At 56.8% G+C, this 19,518-nt stretch carries 15 protein-coding genes; 7 read left to right on the top strand and 8 right to left on the bottom strand.

All coding sequences use genetic code 11. The annotated features are described in order from the left end of the window. Positions 1-12: 12 nt before the first annotated feature. The 7 genes from cax to ACGY09_RS16820 all read left to right on the top strand — a co-directional run bounded on the left by cax (position 13) and on the right by ACGY09_RS16820 (position 12,597). Positions 13-1,149: a calcium/proton exchanger gene (cax, locus tag ACGY09_RS16790; RefSeq protein ID WP_397568633.1), complete on the top strand. Its 1,137-nt coding sequence runs from the start codon at positions 13-15 to the stop codon at positions 1,147-1,149. 154 nt (positions 1,150-1,303) lie between these two features. Further along, entirely contained in the window at positions 1,304-3,169 is a 1,866-nt protein-coding gene (locus ACGY09_RS16795; protein WP_397568634.1) for an ATP-binding cassette domain-containing protein, read from the top strand. A 1-nt stretch (position 3,170) separates the two neighbouring features. Further along, positions 3,171-6,176 (top strand): VWA domain-containing protein, encoded by a 3,006-nt coding sequence (locus ACGY09_RS16800; RefSeq protein WP_397568635.1) that lies wholly within the window; start codon positions 3,171-3,173, stop codon positions 6,174-6,176. 36 nt (positions 6,177-6,212) lie between these two features. Continuing rightward, a complete protein-coding gene (locus ACGY09_RS16805; RefSeq protein WP_397568636.1) occupies positions 6,213-7,226 on the top strand; it encodes an AAA family ATPase in 1,014 nt (337 codons plus the stop codon). A gap of 90 nt (positions 7,227-7,316) precedes the next feature. Next, positions 7,317-8,213, top strand: a complete 897-nt coding sequence (locus ACGY09_RS16810) for a DUF58 domain-containing protein (protein ID WP_397568637.1) — start codon at positions 7,317-7,319, stop codon at positions 8,211-8,213. Between the two features lie 55 nt (positions 8,214-8,268). Further along, complete coding sequence (locus ACGY09_RS16815; RefSeq protein ID WP_397568638.1) at positions 8,269-10,167, top strand: VWA domain-containing protein; 1,899 nt, start codon at positions 8,269-8,271, stop codon at positions 10,165-10,167. Between the two features lie 183 nt (positions 10,168-10,350). After that, positions 10,351-12,597 (top strand): hypothetical protein, encoded by a 2,247-nt coding sequence (locus ACGY09_RS16820; RefSeq protein ID WP_397568639.1) that lies wholly within the window; start codon positions 10,351-10,353, stop codon positions 12,595-12,597. 68 nt (positions 12,598-12,665) lie between these two features. Here ACGY09_RS16820 and ACGY09_RS16825 read toward each other — a convergent pair whose 3' ends face one another. The 8 genes from ACGY09_RS16825 to ACGY09_RS16860 form a co-directional block, all read right to left on the bottom strand. Next, positions 12,666-13,733 carry a phosphatidate phosphatase App1 family protein gene (locus ACGY09_RS16825; RefSeq protein WP_397568640.1) on the bottom strand — a complete coding sequence of 356 codons (1,068 nt, stop codon included), beginning with the start codon at positions 13,731-13,733 and terminating at the stop codon, positions 12,666-12,668. A gap of 95 nt (positions 13,734-13,828) precedes the next feature. Then, positions 13,829-14,752: a malate dehydrogenase gene (locus ACGY09_RS16830; RefSeq protein WP_373649072.1), complete on the bottom strand. Its 924-nt coding sequence runs from the start codon at positions 14,750-14,752 to the stop codon at positions 13,829-13,831. Between the two features lie 151 nt (positions 14,753-14,903). Further along, complete coding sequence (locus tag ACGY09_RS16835; RefSeq protein ID WP_373649071.1) at positions 14,904-15,812, bottom strand: class II aldolase/adducin family protein; 909 nt, start codon at positions 15,810-15,812, stop codon at positions 14,904-14,906. A 32-nt stretch (positions 15,813-15,844) separates the two neighbouring features. Further along, a complete protein-coding gene (locus tag ACGY09_RS16840) occupies positions 15,845-16,126 on the bottom strand; it encodes a EutN/CcmL family microcompartment protein (RefSeq protein WP_373649070.1) in 282 nt (93 codons plus the stop codon). Between the two features lie 79 nt (positions 16,127-16,205). Further along, a complete protein-coding gene (locus tag ACGY09_RS16845) occupies positions 16,206-17,042 on the bottom strand; it encodes a hypothetical protein (RefSeq protein ID WP_397568641.1) in 837 nt (278 codons plus the stop codon). A 131-nt stretch (positions 17,043-17,173) separates the two neighbouring features. Then, positions 17,174-17,428 carry a EutN/CcmL family microcompartment protein gene (locus ACGY09_RS16850; RefSeq protein WP_397568642.1) on the bottom strand — a complete coding sequence of 85 codons (255 nt, stop codon included), beginning with the start codon at positions 17,426-17,428 and terminating at the stop codon, positions 17,174-17,176. A gap of 12 nt (positions 17,429-17,440) precedes the next feature. Next, the gene (locus ACGY09_RS16855) at positions 17,441-18,859 is read right to left on the bottom strand and encodes an aldehyde dehydrogenase family protein (RefSeq protein ID WP_373649067.1); all 1,419 of its coding nucleotides are present in this window, start codon (positions 18,857-18,859) and stop codon (positions 17,441-17,443) included. Positions 18,860-19,050: 191 nt separating this feature from the next. Beyond that, positions 19,051-19,380: a EutN/CcmL family microcompartment protein gene (locus ACGY09_RS16860; protein ID WP_397568643.1), complete on the bottom strand. Its 330-nt coding sequence runs from the start codon at positions 19,378-19,380 to the stop codon at positions 19,051-19,053. Positions 19,381-19,518 lie beyond the last annotated feature (138 nt).

A 19,518-nucleotide genomic window follows, 5' to 3' on the forward strand; every position in this document is an offset into this window, starting at 1 on the left:
AGTCAACGACCCGTGACGGATTTACAGATCGAACAAAAGCCGAACCGCTGGACAACCTTTCTGGAAATGCACGCCCTCGACGGGATGCTGCTGGCGGTGCCGATCGCCTTCTTGCTTCGGTTCGTCCCTTCGCTCAAGAACGAGACGCTGCTGTTTGTGGTGACGTGCGTCGCCATTATTCCTCTGGCAGGCTGGATGGGGCGCGCGACAGAGCATTTAAGTCATCGCGCCGGACACGGCGTGGGGGGGCTATTGAATGCTACATTCGGCAACGCGGCGGAACTGATTATCGCTTTGATCGCCCTCTCGAAGGGCTATATCGATGTCGTGAAAGCGTCGATCACGGGATCGATTATCGGCAACATTCTGCTCGTTCTCGGGGCGGCGACGCTGGCGGGGGGCTTACGTTACGAACGACAGACGTTTAACCGTGCAGGGGCGCGCATCTCGACGACGTCGCTCGCACTGGCGGCCATCGGTCTGATCATACCGTCGGTCTTTCACATCGCCGCTGCCCAGCATCCCGGCGGCTGGACCCCTGAGGCAGAGCAAAAGTTGTCTCTGGCGATCGCGTCTGTGTTGGCGCTCACCTACATTTTATGGCTGGTCTTTCTGCTGGTCACGCACCGCGGGCTCTTTTCGCCCGAGCACCACGGTGATGAAGCAGCGAATGAAGAGTCAGAAAAGCCGTGGTCGCTGCGCAAGTCGATCGCCGTGCTGGCGGTTTCCACACTGTTCGTGGCGATCATGAGCGAGTTTCTGGTTGGCTCGGTTGAAGCGGCACGCGAATCGTGGGGAGTGACCGAGGTCTTTGTCGGGGTCATCATCGTGGCGATCATCGGCAACGCCGCAGAACATTCGACGGCCATCCTGGCCGCCTTCAAGAACAATATGGACCTGAGCCTGGGGATTGCCGTTGGTGCCAGTATTCAGATCGCGCTCTTCGTCACGCCCGTGCTGGTGTTTGCTTCGTACTTTTTTGCGAAGCCGATGAATCTGGAATTCTCCATGCCCGAGATCGTCGCCGTGACACTCGCCGTCTGGATCGTATCGGTGATCAGTGGTGATGGTGAATGCAATTGGCTCGAAGGAGTGCAGTTGCTTTCGGTCTATCTGATCCTGGCGATTCTGTTCTTCTTCCTGCCTTGACCAGCAGCGGTGGCGATGCGAGTAGATGCTCTCTTTCGGTCGTGTCGGCAAAAATCCGCGGAATGCGATTGGCTTTCCCGGGAAGTGCTGGTTAGGATTATGTCATTCCGTCTTTTTTGTGGTCATGTCTAACCGATTTCCGCCAGGATCCGCCGTGTTATGGTCCCTTGAGACAGTATCGCTATCAGGGCGTCGGTCTCCGCGACTGGACCGTGTCTCGCTAGCGATTCCGGAAGGAATCACGGCTGTGCTGGGGCATTCAGGGGTGGGCAAGACGTCGCTTCTGAACCTTCTTGTCGGGTTTGAGACACCCTCTTCCGGGAAGGTGCTTTTTCAGGCGGACGTTCCCGCGGCAGAACTTCCCCTCTTCTGGGTACCCGCCAATCATGGCTTGTGGCCTCATCTGAGTGCGCGAGATCACCTGCTGACCGTGATGCCAGCCACGCAACGGGACCCCTCGCGACGAGCAGACGAACTGCTCGCCCGGTTTGATTTAACAGAGCAAAGTGATGCGACTCCCGGATCGCTCTCGCAAGGGGAGCGGTCACGACTCAATGTGGCGCGCGGTCTGGCGTCCGAGGCAAAGGTTCTCGTGATGGACGAACCGTTGGCTCACGTAGACTCCGCTCGGTGTGGCCGCTACTGGGACGCAATCCGCGAACATTGCCAGGGACGAGGGACGTCGCTGGTGCTGGCGACACACCTGCCGGATGTGGTCCTGCGCGAGGCCCAGCACGTGATTTGCCTGGGAAAAGGAGTCGTCACTTATGCGGGTGACGTGATGTCGCTCTATCACAAGCCACCTACTCGAGAATTGGCCGAACTGCTGGGGCCCTGCAACTGGCTCGCGTCGGAAGACTCGCAACGATGGCTGAACTGCGAGGGACCACGGCAGACTGAGGGGGAAACGGAACGCTCGCTGCACGTCTGCATTCGGCCCGAACGGATCACGGTTCAACCTCACGACGACAGTGCGTTGATTGTCGAGCGATCGCGGTTTGCGGGTGCTTCCACAGAGGTCGACATCCGGGACGAGCGATCGGGGACTGTGCACCCTTTTGTCGTGCGGTTTCAGGGAAGTACCGACATTCAACCGGGGCAGCGAGTGGTTCTGCAACTGTTGCAGGTTCTGTTACTGCTGCTGTTCTTGCCTGGTTGTCTGTTTGATACGTCGCCGATCTTGCCGGTGAAAGCCGAGTCAACCTGGCAGATGCCCCCTGACGGTGCGCGGGTTCCCGCTCCACGAGGGATGACCGTTTCTCCGCAGGACGAATATCTGGTGCTCGATAATGCGGGGCGCGTACTGGTGTTCGATGGCGAGGGGGATCTCCAGCGACAATGGTGGATGCCGGAGTACGCGATTGGTAAGGCCGAAGGGATCTGCGTCCTCAAGGATGGGCGCATCGCCGTGGCCGATACGCACTATCATCGAATCGTGCTCTTCGATCATGAGGGCGAAGTGACTGGAATGTTCGGACAGCGAGGGAGCGAACCGGGCGATTTTGTGTATCCTGTTTCGATCACTCAGGACCCCGACGAAAACCTTTATGTTTGTGAGTACGGGCAGAACGACCGGGTCCAGAAGTTTCGTCCTGACGGAACGTTTCTCCTGCAGTTCGGAGGGCCGGGAACCGGGCTGGGGCAGTTTCAGCGACCGAGCGGAATTGTCTGGTATGATCACCACCTCTATATCGTTGACGCGTTCAATAATCGGATTCAGGTTTACACGGACGAAGGGAATCCGGTTGCAATTCTGGCAGATTCAGACAGAATAGCTGAAGTTCATTATCCCTATGACATCGCCGTGGACCAGAAGGGGGATCTGTTGGTCGTGGAATATGGAGCAGGGCGTGTTTCCAAGTTTAGCCGGTCCGGTCGTTTGTTAGGTCGTTACGGACGATCGGGCCCCGGTCAGCAGGAAGCACAGTTCTCAACCCCTTGGGGTATCAGCATCGACCGGCGGGGCAGAATCTACGTTTGCGATACCGGCAATCGACGGATCGTGGAGTTGGACCTTTGAGATGATGAATAAACTGCGCCGGATCTTCACCAGCTTCTTTCCAATGTCTCGGCGGGCGATCCGCTGGCGGGATATCTGGCCGCTCATCGTCTTTCTGATCGTCTTCGGAGTTGCCTGTTTCGGACTGGAGTACGGGCACTACCTGATGTTCGCTCGCCCCCTGATGCTGGGGCTGATTGTCTTTGCTCCGTGGATCTGGTGGATGCACGTGGCGGGATATGCCGGGCTTCCCCGCGGGCGTGCGACTGTTGCTCTGTTAACGCGGCTCACGCTGCTCGGTTTATTGTCCATGGTGCTGGCAGAGCCACGGTCCGTTAAGACAATGGACGTCATGTCGATCGTCTTCGCTCTGGACGTGAGCGACTCCATCTACAGCCCCGACGACGCGCTGAACTACGTCGTTCAAACAGTGCAAAACCAGCGACCTAAAGGGAAGTCGGATCAAGCGGGCCTCATCATCTTTGGCAAGACGCCAGCGTGTGAGCTTTCACCCAGCATGAGCTTCCCCTTCGAAGCGTTCAATTCGCAAGTCGATCGTGGTGCGACCAACATCGAGCAGACCTTGTCCTATGCCGGGGCGCTCCTGCCGGAAGACTATCAGGGCAAAGTGGTCCTGATCAGTGACGGAGTTCAGACGGAGGGGAACCTCTCCCGTATTCTGGACGATTTGAAAGGGCGTGGCGTCGTCGTTGATGTTCTTCCCATCGATTACTCCTACAGCAACGAGGTCTGGCTGGAACGACTGGACTTGCCTCAAGGGGTCAAACTGGGCGAGACGTACGAAGCCGGGATGCTGGTCAAGTCGCTCAACGATGGCAAAGGGAAGCTGGTTCTGCGTGAAAACGGAAACGTCATTGCCGAGCAGGAGGTCGAGTATAAGGAAGGGACTAATCGTTACACCGTTCCGATTACGCTCAGAACGGCAGGCTACTACGAATACACGGCCAGTATTGAAGTTCCCAAGGCGCAGGACAGTCTTCCTCAGAACAACACGGTCCTGAATTACGTCTTCGTCGAAGGGGAAGGAAAAGTTCTTCTGGTCACAGACGGATCGGGAGATCGCCGGGACTGGGAACTGCTGGAAAAAGCGATCCGCGATGGTGAACGAGTGGTTGAACGGATTGACGGTGTGGACATGCCCCGTGATGCAACGTCGCTGATGCCCTACGACTGCATCATCTTCGTCAATGTCCCGCACGACGAGTTCGACGTTCAGCAGCTTCAGGCAGTTCGCGACGCCGTCTACAACCTGGGTGCGGGCTTCGTCATGGTCGGAGGGGCAAACAGCTTCGGGCCGGGCGGTTACCACCGAACAGTGATTGAAGAAATTCTGCCCGTGACTATGGATGTCTCACAGAAGAAGGTGCTCCCCAAAGGGGCACTCGCAATCATCTTGCATTCGTGTGAGTTCCCTGAAGGGAACACCTGGGGCAAGCGGATCACCAAACAGGCGATCAAAGTGCTGGGTGCCCAGGACGAAGTGGGGGTGCTTGCATATACGGAAACCGGCGAGAAGTGGTTGTTCGAACCGACACCCGCGGCGAACTATGAGCAGCTCGTACCGATCATCAACGGCGCCACCATCGGCGATATGCCCAGTTTTCAGAACACCATGCAGATCGGCCTGAAAGGGTTGCTGAAGGTTGATGCGGCGACTCGCCACATGATCATTCTCTCCGACGGCGATCCCCAGCCACCGACTCCGGCTCTCATTAAGGAATTTATCGACAAAAAAATCAGTGTCTCGATGGTGGCGATCTTCCCGCACGGTGGTCTGGAAATTTCGAAAATGCAATCCGTCGCTGAAGTGACCGGAGGGAGATACTACTTTCCGGAAGATCCCAACCAGCTTCCCGCAATTTTCATCAAGGAATCGAAGACGCTCAAACGGAGCATGCTGCAGAACAAGGTCTTTACCCCGGAAGTCGCCTTTCCGTCTCCCATCCTGAAAGGAATCGATGGGCTGCCGGAACTGAAAGGCTATGTGATTACGACGGCCAAAGGTCATCCCGCGATGACGATCCTTACGGCCCCTCCAGATGCGGATGACGCCGATTCACAAGACCCGGTTCTGTCAGTCTGGCAGCACGGACTGGGGAAGACTGCTGCGTTCACATCCGATTTCAGTACCAACTGGGGCGAGCACTGGCAGAAATGGGATCGTTTTCAGCCGTTCGTCAAACAACTGCTGACAGACGTGAGCCGTGTGAAAAAGGATGGTCACCTGCGGATGTCGACGCATACGTCTGGAGGCGATGCCGTCATCGTGGTGGAAGATTTCCATCCCGAAGAAGGCTTTCTGGAAGTCACCGCGAAGCTGGCTGGTCCGAATGAGAAGTCCGAGATTGTCACGCTCAAGCAGGTTGCCCCTCGCCGTTATCAGGCGACTGTCCCGCTCTGGGGGCATGGTCGTTATCACGCGATCGGGCAGGGGACGGCGGGTGAACGCAAGGACGTCGCATTTGGTGGATTCATCGTTCCCTACTCACCCGAATACCTCCGCTTCCGATCGAATCGTCAGACACTTCAGGAAGTGGCTGATCGAACGAATGGCCGAGTCTTGTCGGGTGATCCCGAAAAGGACGATATTTACCGTCATGGTCGTGCGGCGAAACGCAGTACAAAACCCATCTTTGACTGGTTTCTGATTGCACTGGCCATCCTCGTGCCACTCGATGTGGCGATGCGGCGGATCCAGCTTGATCTAGGGGCAATCAAAGCCGCTCTGGGATTCGGTCGCCGTACAGCATCAACGGCGACGATGGGAGCGTTGCTGCAGGCGAAGGAGTCGGCGACGGCGGCACTCAAGTCGCGCCGCGAAGAACGTCCACTCCCACCCCCCACCGCAGGCACAGTTCTCCCTCGTCCTTCGCAAAAGCCCGCCACTCCGCCAAATGCGGGCAGTCCGAAACCGCCGGATGCACCGGCCGAAACCTCCGACCGACCTGCGGTCTCAACAACCGAACGCCTGCTGGCGATGAAACGCAAACGCGACGAAGAAAAATAGTTCAAAACACATTTTTAATACCAGAAGGTTTCAAAGATGAGTGCTGCTGAAGTTAGTGATCTGGTTTCTCTGGAGGCGGAAGCCGCTCATTTCAAACGCCAGTTCTCGGACGCGCGAGAGGCGATTGGAAAAGTCATCGTTGGTCAGTCGCGAACGGTCGAAGCGGCTCTCACGGCAATCATGTGCGGCGGTAACGTCTTGCTGGAAGGTGTGCCGGGACTGGGTAAAACCGAACTCGTGAAAGCACTGTCACGAGTATTGGACCTGGAGTTCCGTCGCATCCAGTTTACTCCCGACCTGATGCCCGCGGACATCGTCGGAACGAACGTCATGTCCAGTGACGAGAACGGCCAGTACCGCTTTGAATTCCGTAAGGGTCCGATTTTCACGCAACTGCTGCTGGCTGATGAAATCAACCGTGCATCTCCCAAGACGCAGTCCGCCTTGCTCGAGACGATGCAGGAACATTCCGTCACGACGGCCGGGAACATCTATCAGTTGAAAGAACCCTTCTTTGTTCTGGCGACGCAGAACCCGATCGAGCAGGAAGGGACCTATCCACTTCCTGAAGCACAACTCGATCGATTCATGTTTAAGGTCGTAGTTCCTTTTCTGAACCGGGAGGAACTGAATGAGGTGGTAAGCCGTACGATCCTCAAAACGCCCGTCGAGATCCCCAAGTTGCTCGATTCGGATCGCATCATGGCCTTGCGCAAGATCCTCGATAAGGTCGTGGTGACGGATGCTCTGCGTGACTACGCAGTTCGGCTCGTGCTGGCCACCCATCCGATTACCGACTTTGCACCGCAGCGGGTAAGGCAGTTCATCAAGTGGGGAGCCAGTCCACGGGCGGCACAGGCACTGATTCGCGCGGCCCGCGTCCGTGCCCTTGCGGAAGGACGAGTCCACGTCGCCTTCGAGGATATCCGCCACTTCGCGGCGGAAGTGCTGGGGCACCGGATGCTGCTCAACTACGATGGCCAGGCAGAAAATCTCGATGTGAACGAGGTCGTGCAGGAATGCATTAACTCACTCGCCGAGACCATGTGATCACTTCGACATTGCTTTAAAGAGCTCGTCCGGCAGGAATGCCGGGTAACGGTTCCGCAGAAGCCCTTCGTTCGGACTGACAGGAAATTCATGGAAGCCAGGAAGCAATTCACCGCGCTGCTCGACAACTCGACCTTGTCTCGGGTGGAGCGGATGCGTTTGTTGCCGATGCGACGTCGAACCAACCGCAGCCGCGGCGAACATCTGGCCGGCAAGGGGGGGACCAGCACCGAGTTCAACGACTACCGGGATTACTCCGCCGGCGACGACATGCGGTATGTCGACTGGAACATCTTCTCACGACTCAATCGGCCCTACGTCAAACTCTATCGTCACGAAGAAGAGATGCACGTCGTCGTGCTGGTCGACGCCTCTGCGTCGATGCGATTCGGCGAGAAGTTCGAGAAGGCGAAACAGCTTGCCGCGTGCTTCGCCATCATGGGTCTCATGAATCTGGAAAAGGTCAGTGTCTTTGCCTGCCAGCACGCCGGTCAGACTCCGCAGATCCTGCCTCCCTGTTCGGGCAGGATGAGCATGAAACGGATCTTCTCGTTTCTTGAGGACCTGCCGCCCGGGGGCGATTTCCCGATCGATGAAGCGGTCGAAGCGGTTCTGAAGCAGCACCGGGGTCGTGGTGTATGTGTGATTCTGTCTGACTTCCTCACCTTCGGCGCGATGGAACGCCCCATGAACCAGCTCTTCAGTGCCGGGTTGGAAGTGTTTGGTATTCAGCTTTTGTGTTCGCTGGAATTGAACCCCGAACTGACGGGCGATTTGAGGTTCGTCGATTCCGAGAACGGGATGACGCTGGATGTCTCGTCCGTGGGGGACCTGATTGGTTTCTATCACGAACATCTGGCAGGTCTGCAGGAACACCTGGCAACGCTGTGTCGGCAACGCAGCGGTCGATTTCTCTGTCTCGATTCGGGGCTGCCGCTGGAAACCATGCTGTTCGACACCTTGAAGCGAAAAGGATGGGTGCAGTAATGGCGTGGCGATGCGGTCGTGAAGAATTCCGTCGGTTGGAAAGAGGCGTTGCGATATGAGCTGGCCCGGCTTTTCCGCACTGATGAATGCATGGTGGTTCCTGCTGCTGGTGCCGCTGGTTATCTTCTATTTCCTCAAGTTGAGACGCCCTCGCTTTGACGTTCCCTCGCTCGCGTTGTGGCGTCAGGTTGTTAATGATCAGCGGGTGAACTCACCCTTCCAGAAGTTCAAACGCAATCTGTTGCTGTTGTTCCAGATTCTGCTGCTCTGTTCGCTGATTATCGGGGCGATGCAGCCCTATCTTTCACGAGGAGCAGAACAAGCCCGGTTCCTGCCCGTGCTGATCGATAACTCAGCCAGTATGGCTGCGCTGGATGGCCCCAATGGCAAATCGAGACTCGACGATGCCAAGGAAAAGGTCTCGAAGCTGATTGATGACTTGCTGGCGGACCAGCGTCTCTGCCTGATCTCGGTCAATTCAACGGCCCGGAAACTGACGGACTTCACGGACAACAAACGGGTGCTCAAGGATGCTCTGGCACAATTAGATGTCACACAGGTCCCCAGTCGCCTGGAGGATGGATTGAGGTTGGCGCAGGCCATGTCTCGCGTCCAGCCGATCGAAACGGTGGTCCTGATTTCTGATGGAAATGTCCCAGCAGACATCGAATTCGAGCTTCCGTTCAAACTGAACTTTCAAAAACTGGGGCCGGGGGGAGCCAATATCGGGATCGTTGATTTCAATGCCCGGCGATCAAGAACGGGTTGGGACGTGTTCGCGCGGATCGAAGCAACCCAGCAGAAAGACGATTCCAGAAACGGGCCACCAACCGCGCGATCGTTGTGTGAATACGAACTGCTCCAGAACGGACAGTCGATCAAGCAAGAGTCAGTGAGCATCGACGGGGGACGGGCAGAGCGGCTGGTGTTTAAGGTCCCTACCACGATTGCTGCATCCCTGGAACTGCGGATCAAACCGGACGGATTCGACTCGATGACCACGGACAATGTGGCGTACTTGGAACTTCCTGCGCCGCGACAGCTCACCGTCTTCTGTCCCCGTTCAATGGAAACCTACCGCAACGCATTGGAAAACCTTCCCGACATTCTGCTGTTCCCCGGGGACTCGGATGAGCCGAAAGCCGTTGATGTGAAGTTCGCGGAAGGGCCGATCGAAATTGGTCCCGAGTCGCGGGTCACTTTTCATGTCGGCTTTGTCCCGGACGAACTTTCAAAGCTGGTGGAACTGGTCTCGGGTCAGTCCGAAGTCGTTGATTGGCGGCGGACCGCGCCGCTGCTGCAGCACGTGCAACTGCTCGATGTGCAGATTGCAGACGACCCCAAACTGGAGAAAGGTGTCGGAGAGCGTGACTTCGAAGTGGCTGGTTACGAAATCCTGGCGCAGTCCCGTTCCGGCCCGTTGATTCTGGAGCGGGACAGGGATGGCCGTCTCGACTATCACTTTCTCTTTCACACCGATCGATCGTCGCTGGTGTATCGAGTGGGATTCCCGATCCTTGTCCAGAACGTCATCCAGATCGCTGCACAACGGGCCGGACTGTTGGACGCGAAGGCACACGGGACAGGAACGCTCCCCCCGCAGCGGATTACCCCGGATACGGCGGTTCAAGTCACCGGACCGAACGGATATACGGAGTCGGCCACGAGCGACAAGAATGGCTTTGTCTCCGGGCTCGGGGCGCCGTATGTGGGAACATACGAAATGACGGGAGCGGAAACGCCCCTGAAACTGGGGGTTAGCCTGCTGTCCTCCAGTGAAACCGGACTAAGCACAGTCGATGTGCTGAAGTTTCCTGAAGTCCCCGTCCACGCGGCGGCTACGGTGTTGAAGACAGACCAACCCCTGTGGAGATGGTTCGCACTGGGGGGGCTATGTTTCCTGCTGGTCGAATGGTGGTACTTCCAGAAACGTCCCTCCGGAGTTCCCACCTGAGCGACCATCGCGGTGGGACCTCGCTTCTCTGCGCGGGATCTGCGGGGTTCTCTGCGCTCTCCAGGTAGGAATTGCTGGGAAGCCAAATCGCGATGTACACGGATCGACAAATCCATCATCAAAACTCTGCTCAGGGGGAAGGGAAATGATCTTGGGCAGTACCCGGCTTGGAAAGAGGGCCACATGGTGACTTCCGTCATGCAGCAGCTTGCTTCAAAGTCCCTCGCGATAGTGATTTGGCTGACGCTGCTGTCGTGCTTGTCGATCACGTCTACGGCATTCGGTCAGCAGAAGCCGATCTCCATTGAGGCTTCCAATATGCAGCCCTCGGTTGTGTTAGGGCGGCCGATTCTCACGTGGTGGGATGTCAAAATCCCGGGGGCTGGTTTGCTGACGGGCAAATTGCGCTTCCAAGTCCATTCAGAAGGATATCAGTTCGCATCGCTGGAAACCGAAGTTCTGACGCTGAACGGTCCCGAACAACGAATACGAGTTTTGCTTCCCGCGATCGACAGTCCACAACCTGTCGATCGGCTTCTCGTCGATATTTCGTTTGAAGGTGATAAGTATTCAGGCGACCTCGGGCAGCAGATTCTTCGCGTCCCGTTTGCGATGAAATGCGTGTTCAACATTCTCGTCGGCGAATCACGCATTGCACGTAAACGGACCCCTGAACGTGAGAAGCTGATGGAGCGTCTCAAATTCGAATCTCTTGTTCCCATGCCGGTGAATAGCACGGGACAGGTCGAAGAGCCCGACGGCGTGCAGACCATTTTTGCATCCGTTGACCCCGTCGATTTTCCTGCTGAACCCATATCGTATTGCAACTACGATCTTGTTCTGCTGATGCGTGAGGAGTTCCGGCATCTGCGGAAGGCGCAACTGGAGGGTCTACTGGCCTGGGTTCGTGCAGGTGGGAGCCTGTATCTGGAACCGAACGGCGTTCTGGAGCCCTATCATCTTCAGTTTCTGCAAGACCTGATTCGTGACGATTCCAAGGGCCTGGTTTTCCTCCCTGACAGCAGGGGCAAGATTCCTCAAGATACGGTTCCGCCGGATCAGGTCGCGATATCTTTGAAGAGTGGTCTAGGGAATGTTGTGATCCGTACCGAGGATCCCGAACGTCCCATCACCCTTTCCATCGAGGACTGGCGGAAGATTGCCGGACCCCTTTGGAAATGGCGCTCTGAGCCCCATCATCAACTTCTCGTGATGGAACACGTGGTGGGGCTTGACGGTCAACCCACACAGGTGGTGCGTCCTAATCCGGACCCATGGAACTTTTCCCTGGGGATGTTGAACCGCCACCCGCTCCATACGTTCGAGTTGCTCGATCGGTTATTGCCTGATGGCGTACGGATGGTTCCGTTGCCACTGCTCGCCCTCATTCTGACGACGTTCATCCTGATCATTGGTCCCGGTGACTACTACGTTCTGGGATGGCTGAAAGCACGCAAGTTCACCTGGCTGACGTTTCCTGTCACGACACTGGCGGTCACTGCCCTGACTGTGCTGATCTCGAACAGTTACATGAGCACGTCGGAAGCGCGCCGGGCACTCGTTGTTCATGACATCGGGCCTCGCAACGACATTGTTCGTACGAACCGGTTCGAGTTGCTCTTTGTGGCCTCAACTCATCAGGTCACCACGGAGGTCGAGAAGGGATTGCTGACACCTCTTAAGACAAATTCCAGTATGAATGACATTGCCGGCATTCCACCCGGTTTCGTCTACACGTCAATCAACGGTCAAATGACGCTGGTTCCCAGTGGGGGGGGGATCAGCGGTTCAGTCACTGCCGAGCGACTGACGTCGCAGTTCCAGGGACGGATTCCCACACAATCCTCAACCGTCCAGAACCTCTCGAAATGGACTCCGCAGATCAATCGAATCATGTCGCTCTCTCAACTGGCAACGGCACCTGATGTGGACTGGAGCCAGTTCGATCTGAAAAAAAGCGATGCCGTGAGAATCCTTGCCCATGAAGTTCCCGGAGAGCTACTCGCACGCGTTCACGAGACGTTTGGAAAGGATGCTCTGGTTGCCTGCTTTACTGGCCATGGTGGCTGGGCGTCGGACCGAGCACCTGGATGGCGTTCAACCCGCGAGAGTGATGCTCCGGCTCAGCGTCAATTCTATTCGATGCAGGCATCGGGGTACGATGACTATAACCAGCGAATTCAGATGATAAACGAAGCTGATCTCTTTCGCTGGATGTATTACGCGTCTGTCGCCCCGGTTCAGAGAGGGGCATTCTCGCTCGTCAAACAGACGGCTCCCAAGGGGGGAGCGTACTGCGACGACCTTGCGTTAATGGACTGTACCGATCCTGATGAATGGATTCTGGTGGTAATTGTTCCCCATCAGGATGAATACGTCACCTATCGTAAATTGATGCGGTTTCAAGAGTCTTCGATCAACAGGGAGTGACTGAACGGGGTCCGCACGGCCGGATGATTCCATGTTGTCCATTCGCTGCGCCGCTGATTGGCGGGTTGTCAGCTACTGACACGTGCGACGAGTTGAGCAACTTTTGTCTGGATCTCTGCCGGTTCTGTATAGAGTGTCCATTTCGTCGGGTCGGTCCCTTCGAAGGCTGCCTGGATTCGTTCGGTATTACGTGACTCGCCTCGAATCGCACGGATAAAGACACCCACGATCTGGTCGGGAAGCTCTCTTAAAAAGTGACCGTAGATGTCGGCATCCTGTTCACCCGAGTCCCCAATCAGGACGAAGTGCCGCTTGGGGAAGGCCCGCAGAATTGGTTCAATGGCCAATTGCTTGTACGCTTTCTGCGGTGATCGCCTCAGCTTGCGAGCGGCTTCCCGGAAACGGAACCGCTTCAGATGGAACGAGCCAAACGGGTAACCCTCGGCACGACAGAACTCATGCAGCGGTTCGTAAAGTTGCCAAGGACTGCCCGAGACAAAATGGAATGCGGCACCGGCAATCGCACAGTCGCGATAGAGTTCAGGCATCCCGGTCACGGGGACGAAACGCCGCGTGAACGTATTGCGGAACAAGTCACGTCGATTACTGACATTGCTGTGTTTGATCGTGTCGTCGACATCGGAAATGATGGAAACGCCAGTGGGCTCGATCAATTGAAGGCGACCCGAAAACTTGCGCTGGTCAGTTCGAGCCAGCACCACCTGGCAGCCGATCGAACGACCGCCAAACTCGATCGGCTCAATCAGTTTCGAAACACTCTCGTCATCCAGTTCGACTGTTCCGCGGAACAATCCCATGTAGTCGGATTCAGCGACCTGAAATTCGCGATCACCAATCGCGATCGTGACCGCACGACCGCGCAGTCCCGGCATCAGAAACTGTCGCATTCGCTGACGAAAGAAGTCTTCCGCCGATCGATCAAAACGCATGGCCCGTTTGATCAGGCTCATGACGGGAGAACGATGAATCCAGGAGATCCGGGGATCAAAGACACTGCCCTGAATCAGCAGTGTCCATCCTTTTCCATCTTCGGTCCGTGAACCGAAGGACGGGTACAAGACGATCTGCTCGTCCCGTCCGACGGTTGATCGATTTCGGCGAAAGGTTCGAAACAATACCACGATCGTTGGCCTCAAGCCGACGATGTCGTCAGCGATATGGTTCTCAATGACTCACCAGCATCAGCATGCTCCTGAATGCGGCTTCCTTTTTACAGGACTTTATCGATCGTTTCACGCAGAACGTTGCCTGATTTTTGGAGAGCCATCTTTTCTTTTGGCCAAAGTTCGACTTCGATCACTCCTAGAACACCCTTGCGGCCGACGACGGTCGGAACCGAGATCGCCACGTCCCGCAGTCCGAATGCCCCCGATTGCAGCGAGGAAACAGGCAGAATGCGGCGCTGATCCAAAGCGATCGCGTGGACAACGTCGGCGATCGAAACGCCGACTGCGAAGCCGGCTCCCCCTTTCTTCTTGATCACTTCGGCACCACTGCCGCGGGTCTTTTTCTCGACTTCGGCGATCAACTGATTGTTGACACCGGGGTACTTTTCGAGGGGCAGACCGGCAATCTGGGCGGCCGACCAGATGGGAACCATGCTGTCGCCATGTTCCCCGTAGATCGTCACGTCGACCTGTGTTGGTGGTACGTCCAGCCGCTGGGCCAGCATGCTGCGGAGTCGGGTGGTATCGAGCACCGTTCCCAGGCCGATGACCTGCGATGCGGGCAGACCCAGTTCCTTGATCGCCAGATAGGTCAGCACGTCCACAGGATTCGAGACGACGAAGATGATGGCGTCTTTCCGCAGACCGCTCGACTTCAGCTCGCCCAGAATGCCTCGGAACAGGGCGACGTTGCGATTGATCAGGTCCAGTCGGCTTTCTTCCGGCTTGCGGCGAAGTCCGGCCGTGATCACGATGCAGTCGCTGTCAGAGCAAGACTTCATGTCGCCTGAGGTAATCTTCTGATCGGCCAGAATGCTGGCACCATGCAGCAGGTCGAGAGCCTGACCTTCGCAAGCTTCCTGGTTCACATCGACCAGGTGAATGTGGCGTACGATCTTGCCTGCCTGAAGAGCGAATCCGGCACAGGAACCGACCAGACCGCCACCGCCGATGATGCTGACTTTCATTGGATTTCTCTCATTAGAGGTGACGTGAGTCACCAGTATCCTGACTGACTGAGAACCCCCCGCCGCTCCGTCGGGTGGGGACTTGACTTCGGCTGCTGCCAGCAAGGACAGACGCCAGCGAGGGGGTCGCGGCGCCTGTCAAAAGTCAAAATTACTTGTTGAGAGCCGAAACGACTTGTTCGGTGATCAGCTTGATCAGCGATTCGGTATCGATGTCGGCGCTGCTTGAGGCCTTCGGCTGCGGGGCTGACGACGCTTCCTTCTGTCGCTCCAGATAGCCTTTGTATTGTGGAGGTGGCTCGAAGGCGATGGGCTCGAGTTTGTTCTCTTTGTAGCCTTCGCGGAACGCTGTGTTACCGCACAGGTCGCAGTTCTCGACATGGAACCGTGGATCGTCGAAGCCGAGTTTCTTCTTGAGGTCGAGAAGCTCGACGGATTCCCGCTCGTTCAGGTAGGTGACCTTACCGAGTTGTTTCGACAGCAACAGAATTCGACAGTAGGCGTCGAGGATTTCCGTCTTCCAGTAGGCATCTTCCAGCGTCTTCCCGAACGTCACGGTGCCGTGGTTCGTCAGGATGATCGTGTTGGTGCCGTTACCCAGGAACGGGACGACCGTGTTTGCAAACGCGTGACCACCCGGAGTCTCGTAAGGAGCGATGGGGACTTCGCCCATGAAGACTTCGATTTCGGGCAGAATACACTGCGGAATCGGTTCGCGAGCGACAGCGAAGGCCGTGGCATGAGGTGGATGGCAGTGAACGACAGCCTTGACGTCAGGGCGGTGCTTCATGATCGCCAGGTGCAGCAGAACTTCGCTGGTTCGCTTTCGCTTGCCCGCGATCTGCACACCTTCCATATCGACCGCGCAGATGTCTTCAGGAGTCATGAAGCCTTTGCAGATCATCGTGGGTGAGCAAAGGACTTCGTTCTCGCCGACACGGATCGAGATATTGCCGTCGTTCGCCGCCGCGAATCCCTTGTTGTAGACACGGCGTCCGATCTCACAGATCTCTTCTTTGAGCTTCCGGTCATTGATTCCGGAATTCCATTGGCTGGTCATTGGCTACAGTTCCTTTTCACTGCGATGTCTGGCTAATTCACTTCAATCGTGTCAAGAATACAGGCGTTGTACGCATCGAGTGGCTTGTAATTCGGAGCGAACGGGTTTGCCGCCTCTCCTCCTTCACTGAATCCGATTTTGGCTCCGGGTGAGGCACCGAGTTCGTCATAGACGATCAAGGCTTCGTCGCGACCATTCGGATCACCCGCCAGGCCAGCGGCATTCAGTGGTACGACGACGAGCCACGTGCCGCCCGACACCATCGGGTTGCATTTGGAGAGCGTCACCTTACCGATCACCTCGCCGACTCGCATTGTTTCCCTTTCGACTCTTGTTCCGCCGCCCAGGCGACTCGATTTCGAGTCCGTCTGAGAGGGGGCAAGAGCCCTGAATTCATAATCCTGCCGGAGGCCGTGGCCGTGTGGTGGCACAATCCTTCAGCAGGTTTCTCAGTTCAACGAATGTCTTTCCGACGGGACTGATGCAGACGACATTGGCACTCAATGTTCGCATCACCTGTTCCCACTGCTTCGTGTTCTGCATCACCGCAGCGCGGACGCGATCGTTCCGGTTCGCCTTGCAGACGATCAACTCGGCCTGTTCGGTGAAGATGACGACGCCATCGCATTCCGCCGTGCTGACCAGGCTCGTTGCCAGGTCCGCTGCTTCCAGCGGCTGTCCCACCACCTCGATCTTCCAGCCGTCAGTCATCCGACGCAGGCCTTCCTGCAGAGACCGCACGGTCGGGGTCATCGTTTGCAGAATTACCTGCCACTTGATTGGTGCACCGCCGTTTGCGGATGCGGAATTCTTATCCTGTCGTGACCAGGAGGTTCGCTTTGAGTTCAGCCAGTCACGTGCAGCAGGGGTGATGATTGAACTGCGGCCGAAGCGGACCGACTGACCAGCCCGAACCGACTGCTCAAGAATGTCGGCGGTAATGACCGGCACTGTCAGTTCGACCACGATCGGCTTCGACGCTGGTGTTGCGGCGGGAGCTGGGACCGGAGAGGAAAGTGCCACTGCAGGAAGGGGCGTCGACGCTGGAGCCGGGGAAACCACAGGAGCTGCCGTTGACGAAGTTGCGACACTGCGAGCTGCGAGTGGTGCAGGGGCGGAGGCCGCATTTGTCTGAGTCGTCCCCGAATTGAGGGGACGTGAGGGTGCTGGTGCTGGTTTGAGCTGAGCCAGCACGCCCGACACGATCTCGTCAATAAGGGCCTGATTCACAGTTCTGTCCAATGTTGCAAGTCAGACTCACGAACGTCGCAGTACTATCTCTGTGGTCTCAGAACCACAGGGGACCGATCTCAGGTCCTTGTGACTGCTGAGACCTGTGACGAGTCCTGCTGTTCGCGACGTCAGTCGACAATACCTAAAACATGCCATCGAGCGGGTGTGGTGTCCGCTCCTACCATTTCTTTCGCCGTCTTGCCGTCGGAGGAGATGATTACCGTATCACCCTTGCCGCCACCCTGATTGTCGATCACGAGTTGCGGCGCCCCATCCGGAGTTCCGTTCGGGCCGAGTGGTTGTATCAGCAGCATCCGCCAACCCTTCAGCGTGGGGTGCTTGACTGTCGATGTTGCCCGGCCAATCACTTTTCCCAACTGCATAATTTCCGATCCTTAGATCACACGCAGATCGTCGACCAGCACACAACGACGCTGTCGTGTGAAGGTCATCGGGTTGGTGACCCCTTCACCGGTCGGGGTCGCAATGCTGAAGCTCAGGTAGCCTTCGCCACCCAGTCCCAGGCCCGCCATCGAAGGACCGTTCTTGACGAACAGTGTGGTATCCATTTCACGACCCATCTGAGTCATGTGACGGACGTTGCGGGTGTGAATCAGGCTGGTGTGCCGGTAGCCGTGTTCGAATTCCAGAGCCAGTTCGACACCGTGCGAGAAGTTGCGGCAGCGAACGAATGGCAGGAACGGCATCATCTGTTCTTCAGGAACAAAGGCGTTCGAAGTATCGGTTTCGCCGAACAGCAACTGAGTTCCTGCGGGAACACGGACACCAATCAGTTCTGCCAGTTTCGACGCATCCAGCCCCACCAGGTCACGGTTCAGGTGGAAGTGATCCCCGGGCTTGGTCGGCGGCGTAAACGCCAGCTTGGTCAATTCTTCGATCTGTGAACTGTTGAGGCGATATCCGCCATGTCGGGTCATCGTGTCGAGCAGGGAATCAAAAATCTGATCGACGGCGAAGACTTCCTTCTCACCGATGCACAACAGGTTGTTGTCGTATGAAGCACCTTTGACGATCGAAGCCGCAGTGTTCTCGAGGCAGGCGGTTTCGTCCACGACGACGGGTGGGTTACCGGGGCCGGCGACGATGGCTTTCTTACGGCTTTCCAGAGCGGCACGAGCGACGGCAGGACCACCGGTCACGCAGAGCAGGCGAACGCCGCGATGACCGAAAATGGCCCCGGCAGTTTCCAGTGTGGGCTTCTCGATAATCGTCACCAGATTTTCGAGGCCGGTCGCTTTGTAGATGGCCTTGTTAAAGCGGCGAACCCCTTCACAGGCGATGCGAGCACCACCGGGGTGAGGGTTCACGACCATCGTGTTCCCGCCAGCGATCATGTTGACGATGTTGCCAGCAAGTGTCGGCAATGAGTGCGTGACGGGCGTGATGGCACCAATGACGCCGAAGGGGGCGTACTCGGTCAGTGAGAGACCGTGGTCCCCGCTGAGTGCATCGGTCCGCAGAAATTCCACGCCGGGAACCAGCTTGATGATCTTCAGCTTTTCGATCTTATGATCGAGACGACCAATCTTCGTCTCTTCGAATTCGAGGCGGCCGAGTTCCTCGGCTTGCTCGTCACACATGCTGCGGACGATTTCAATGACGGTCTTGCGAGCCGCAATCGGGGCGGCGCTCAGCTTCTTGAAGCCATCGGTCGCCGCTGCAACGGCCTGATCAACCGTCTGAAAGACCCCCAGGTCGCCGTCGCGGTAAGGGGTGGATTGCTTGGGGGCTTTCCCCAGTTGAGCCAGGACTTCTTGAACGACGTTGCGAATCGTTTCTGCGTTAGCTTGCATAGTCTCGTCTCGTTTTTCGTGCAGGAACCGCTGGAAGGTCGCGGTGATGTACTATGAAAATTTAGAACGTTGTCACAAACAAATTTCGGTGTTGTCGGCGGGCGTTGTCTTCGGGAGCTCGGCAAATTTCACGGTTTGGATAGCAGCCCTTGCGGCTGCCTCGCAGCGGCTGGAATCGATCATTGCGAAGGCTAGTTTTCCTGAGCAGCTTCCCCTTTGGCGTCGTAGATCGATTTGGCTCCCAAGTGAACTGAGTCAATGAGTCCGATGATGGCACAATCGATGGGCAATGGCTTCGTCTGAGGAGTAAAGCGGGCACTGGAGCCCTGGACGATCAGGACCACTTCGCCTTCTCCCGCGCCGACGGTGTCGACACAGATGAAGGTGCGGCCGGTGGAGACTAGTCCCGACTGGTCCTTCTCATTCACGCGCAGGGGTTCAACGACCAGCAGTTTCTGGCCGACCATGGCGTCAACCTTCTGCGTCGAAACCACACTGCCTGTCACACGTGCGAGAAACATGATTCGTCCTACTTTTGACTGACTTTGCCAGGTCCATCCGCAGCCAGTTTCCTTCCTGCGACCATCGGGGTAACGGTCACATGAAGGAAGGGAATGTCGTCGATCGGGTCAAACTTTCATGATGACTCTTCACGGATT

This window comes from Schlesneria sphaerica (genome assembly GCF_044336245.1).
In the GTDB taxonomy this organism is placed as follows: Bacteria; Planctomycetota; Planctomycetia; order Planctomycetales; family Planctomycetaceae; genus Schlesneria; species Schlesneria sphaerica.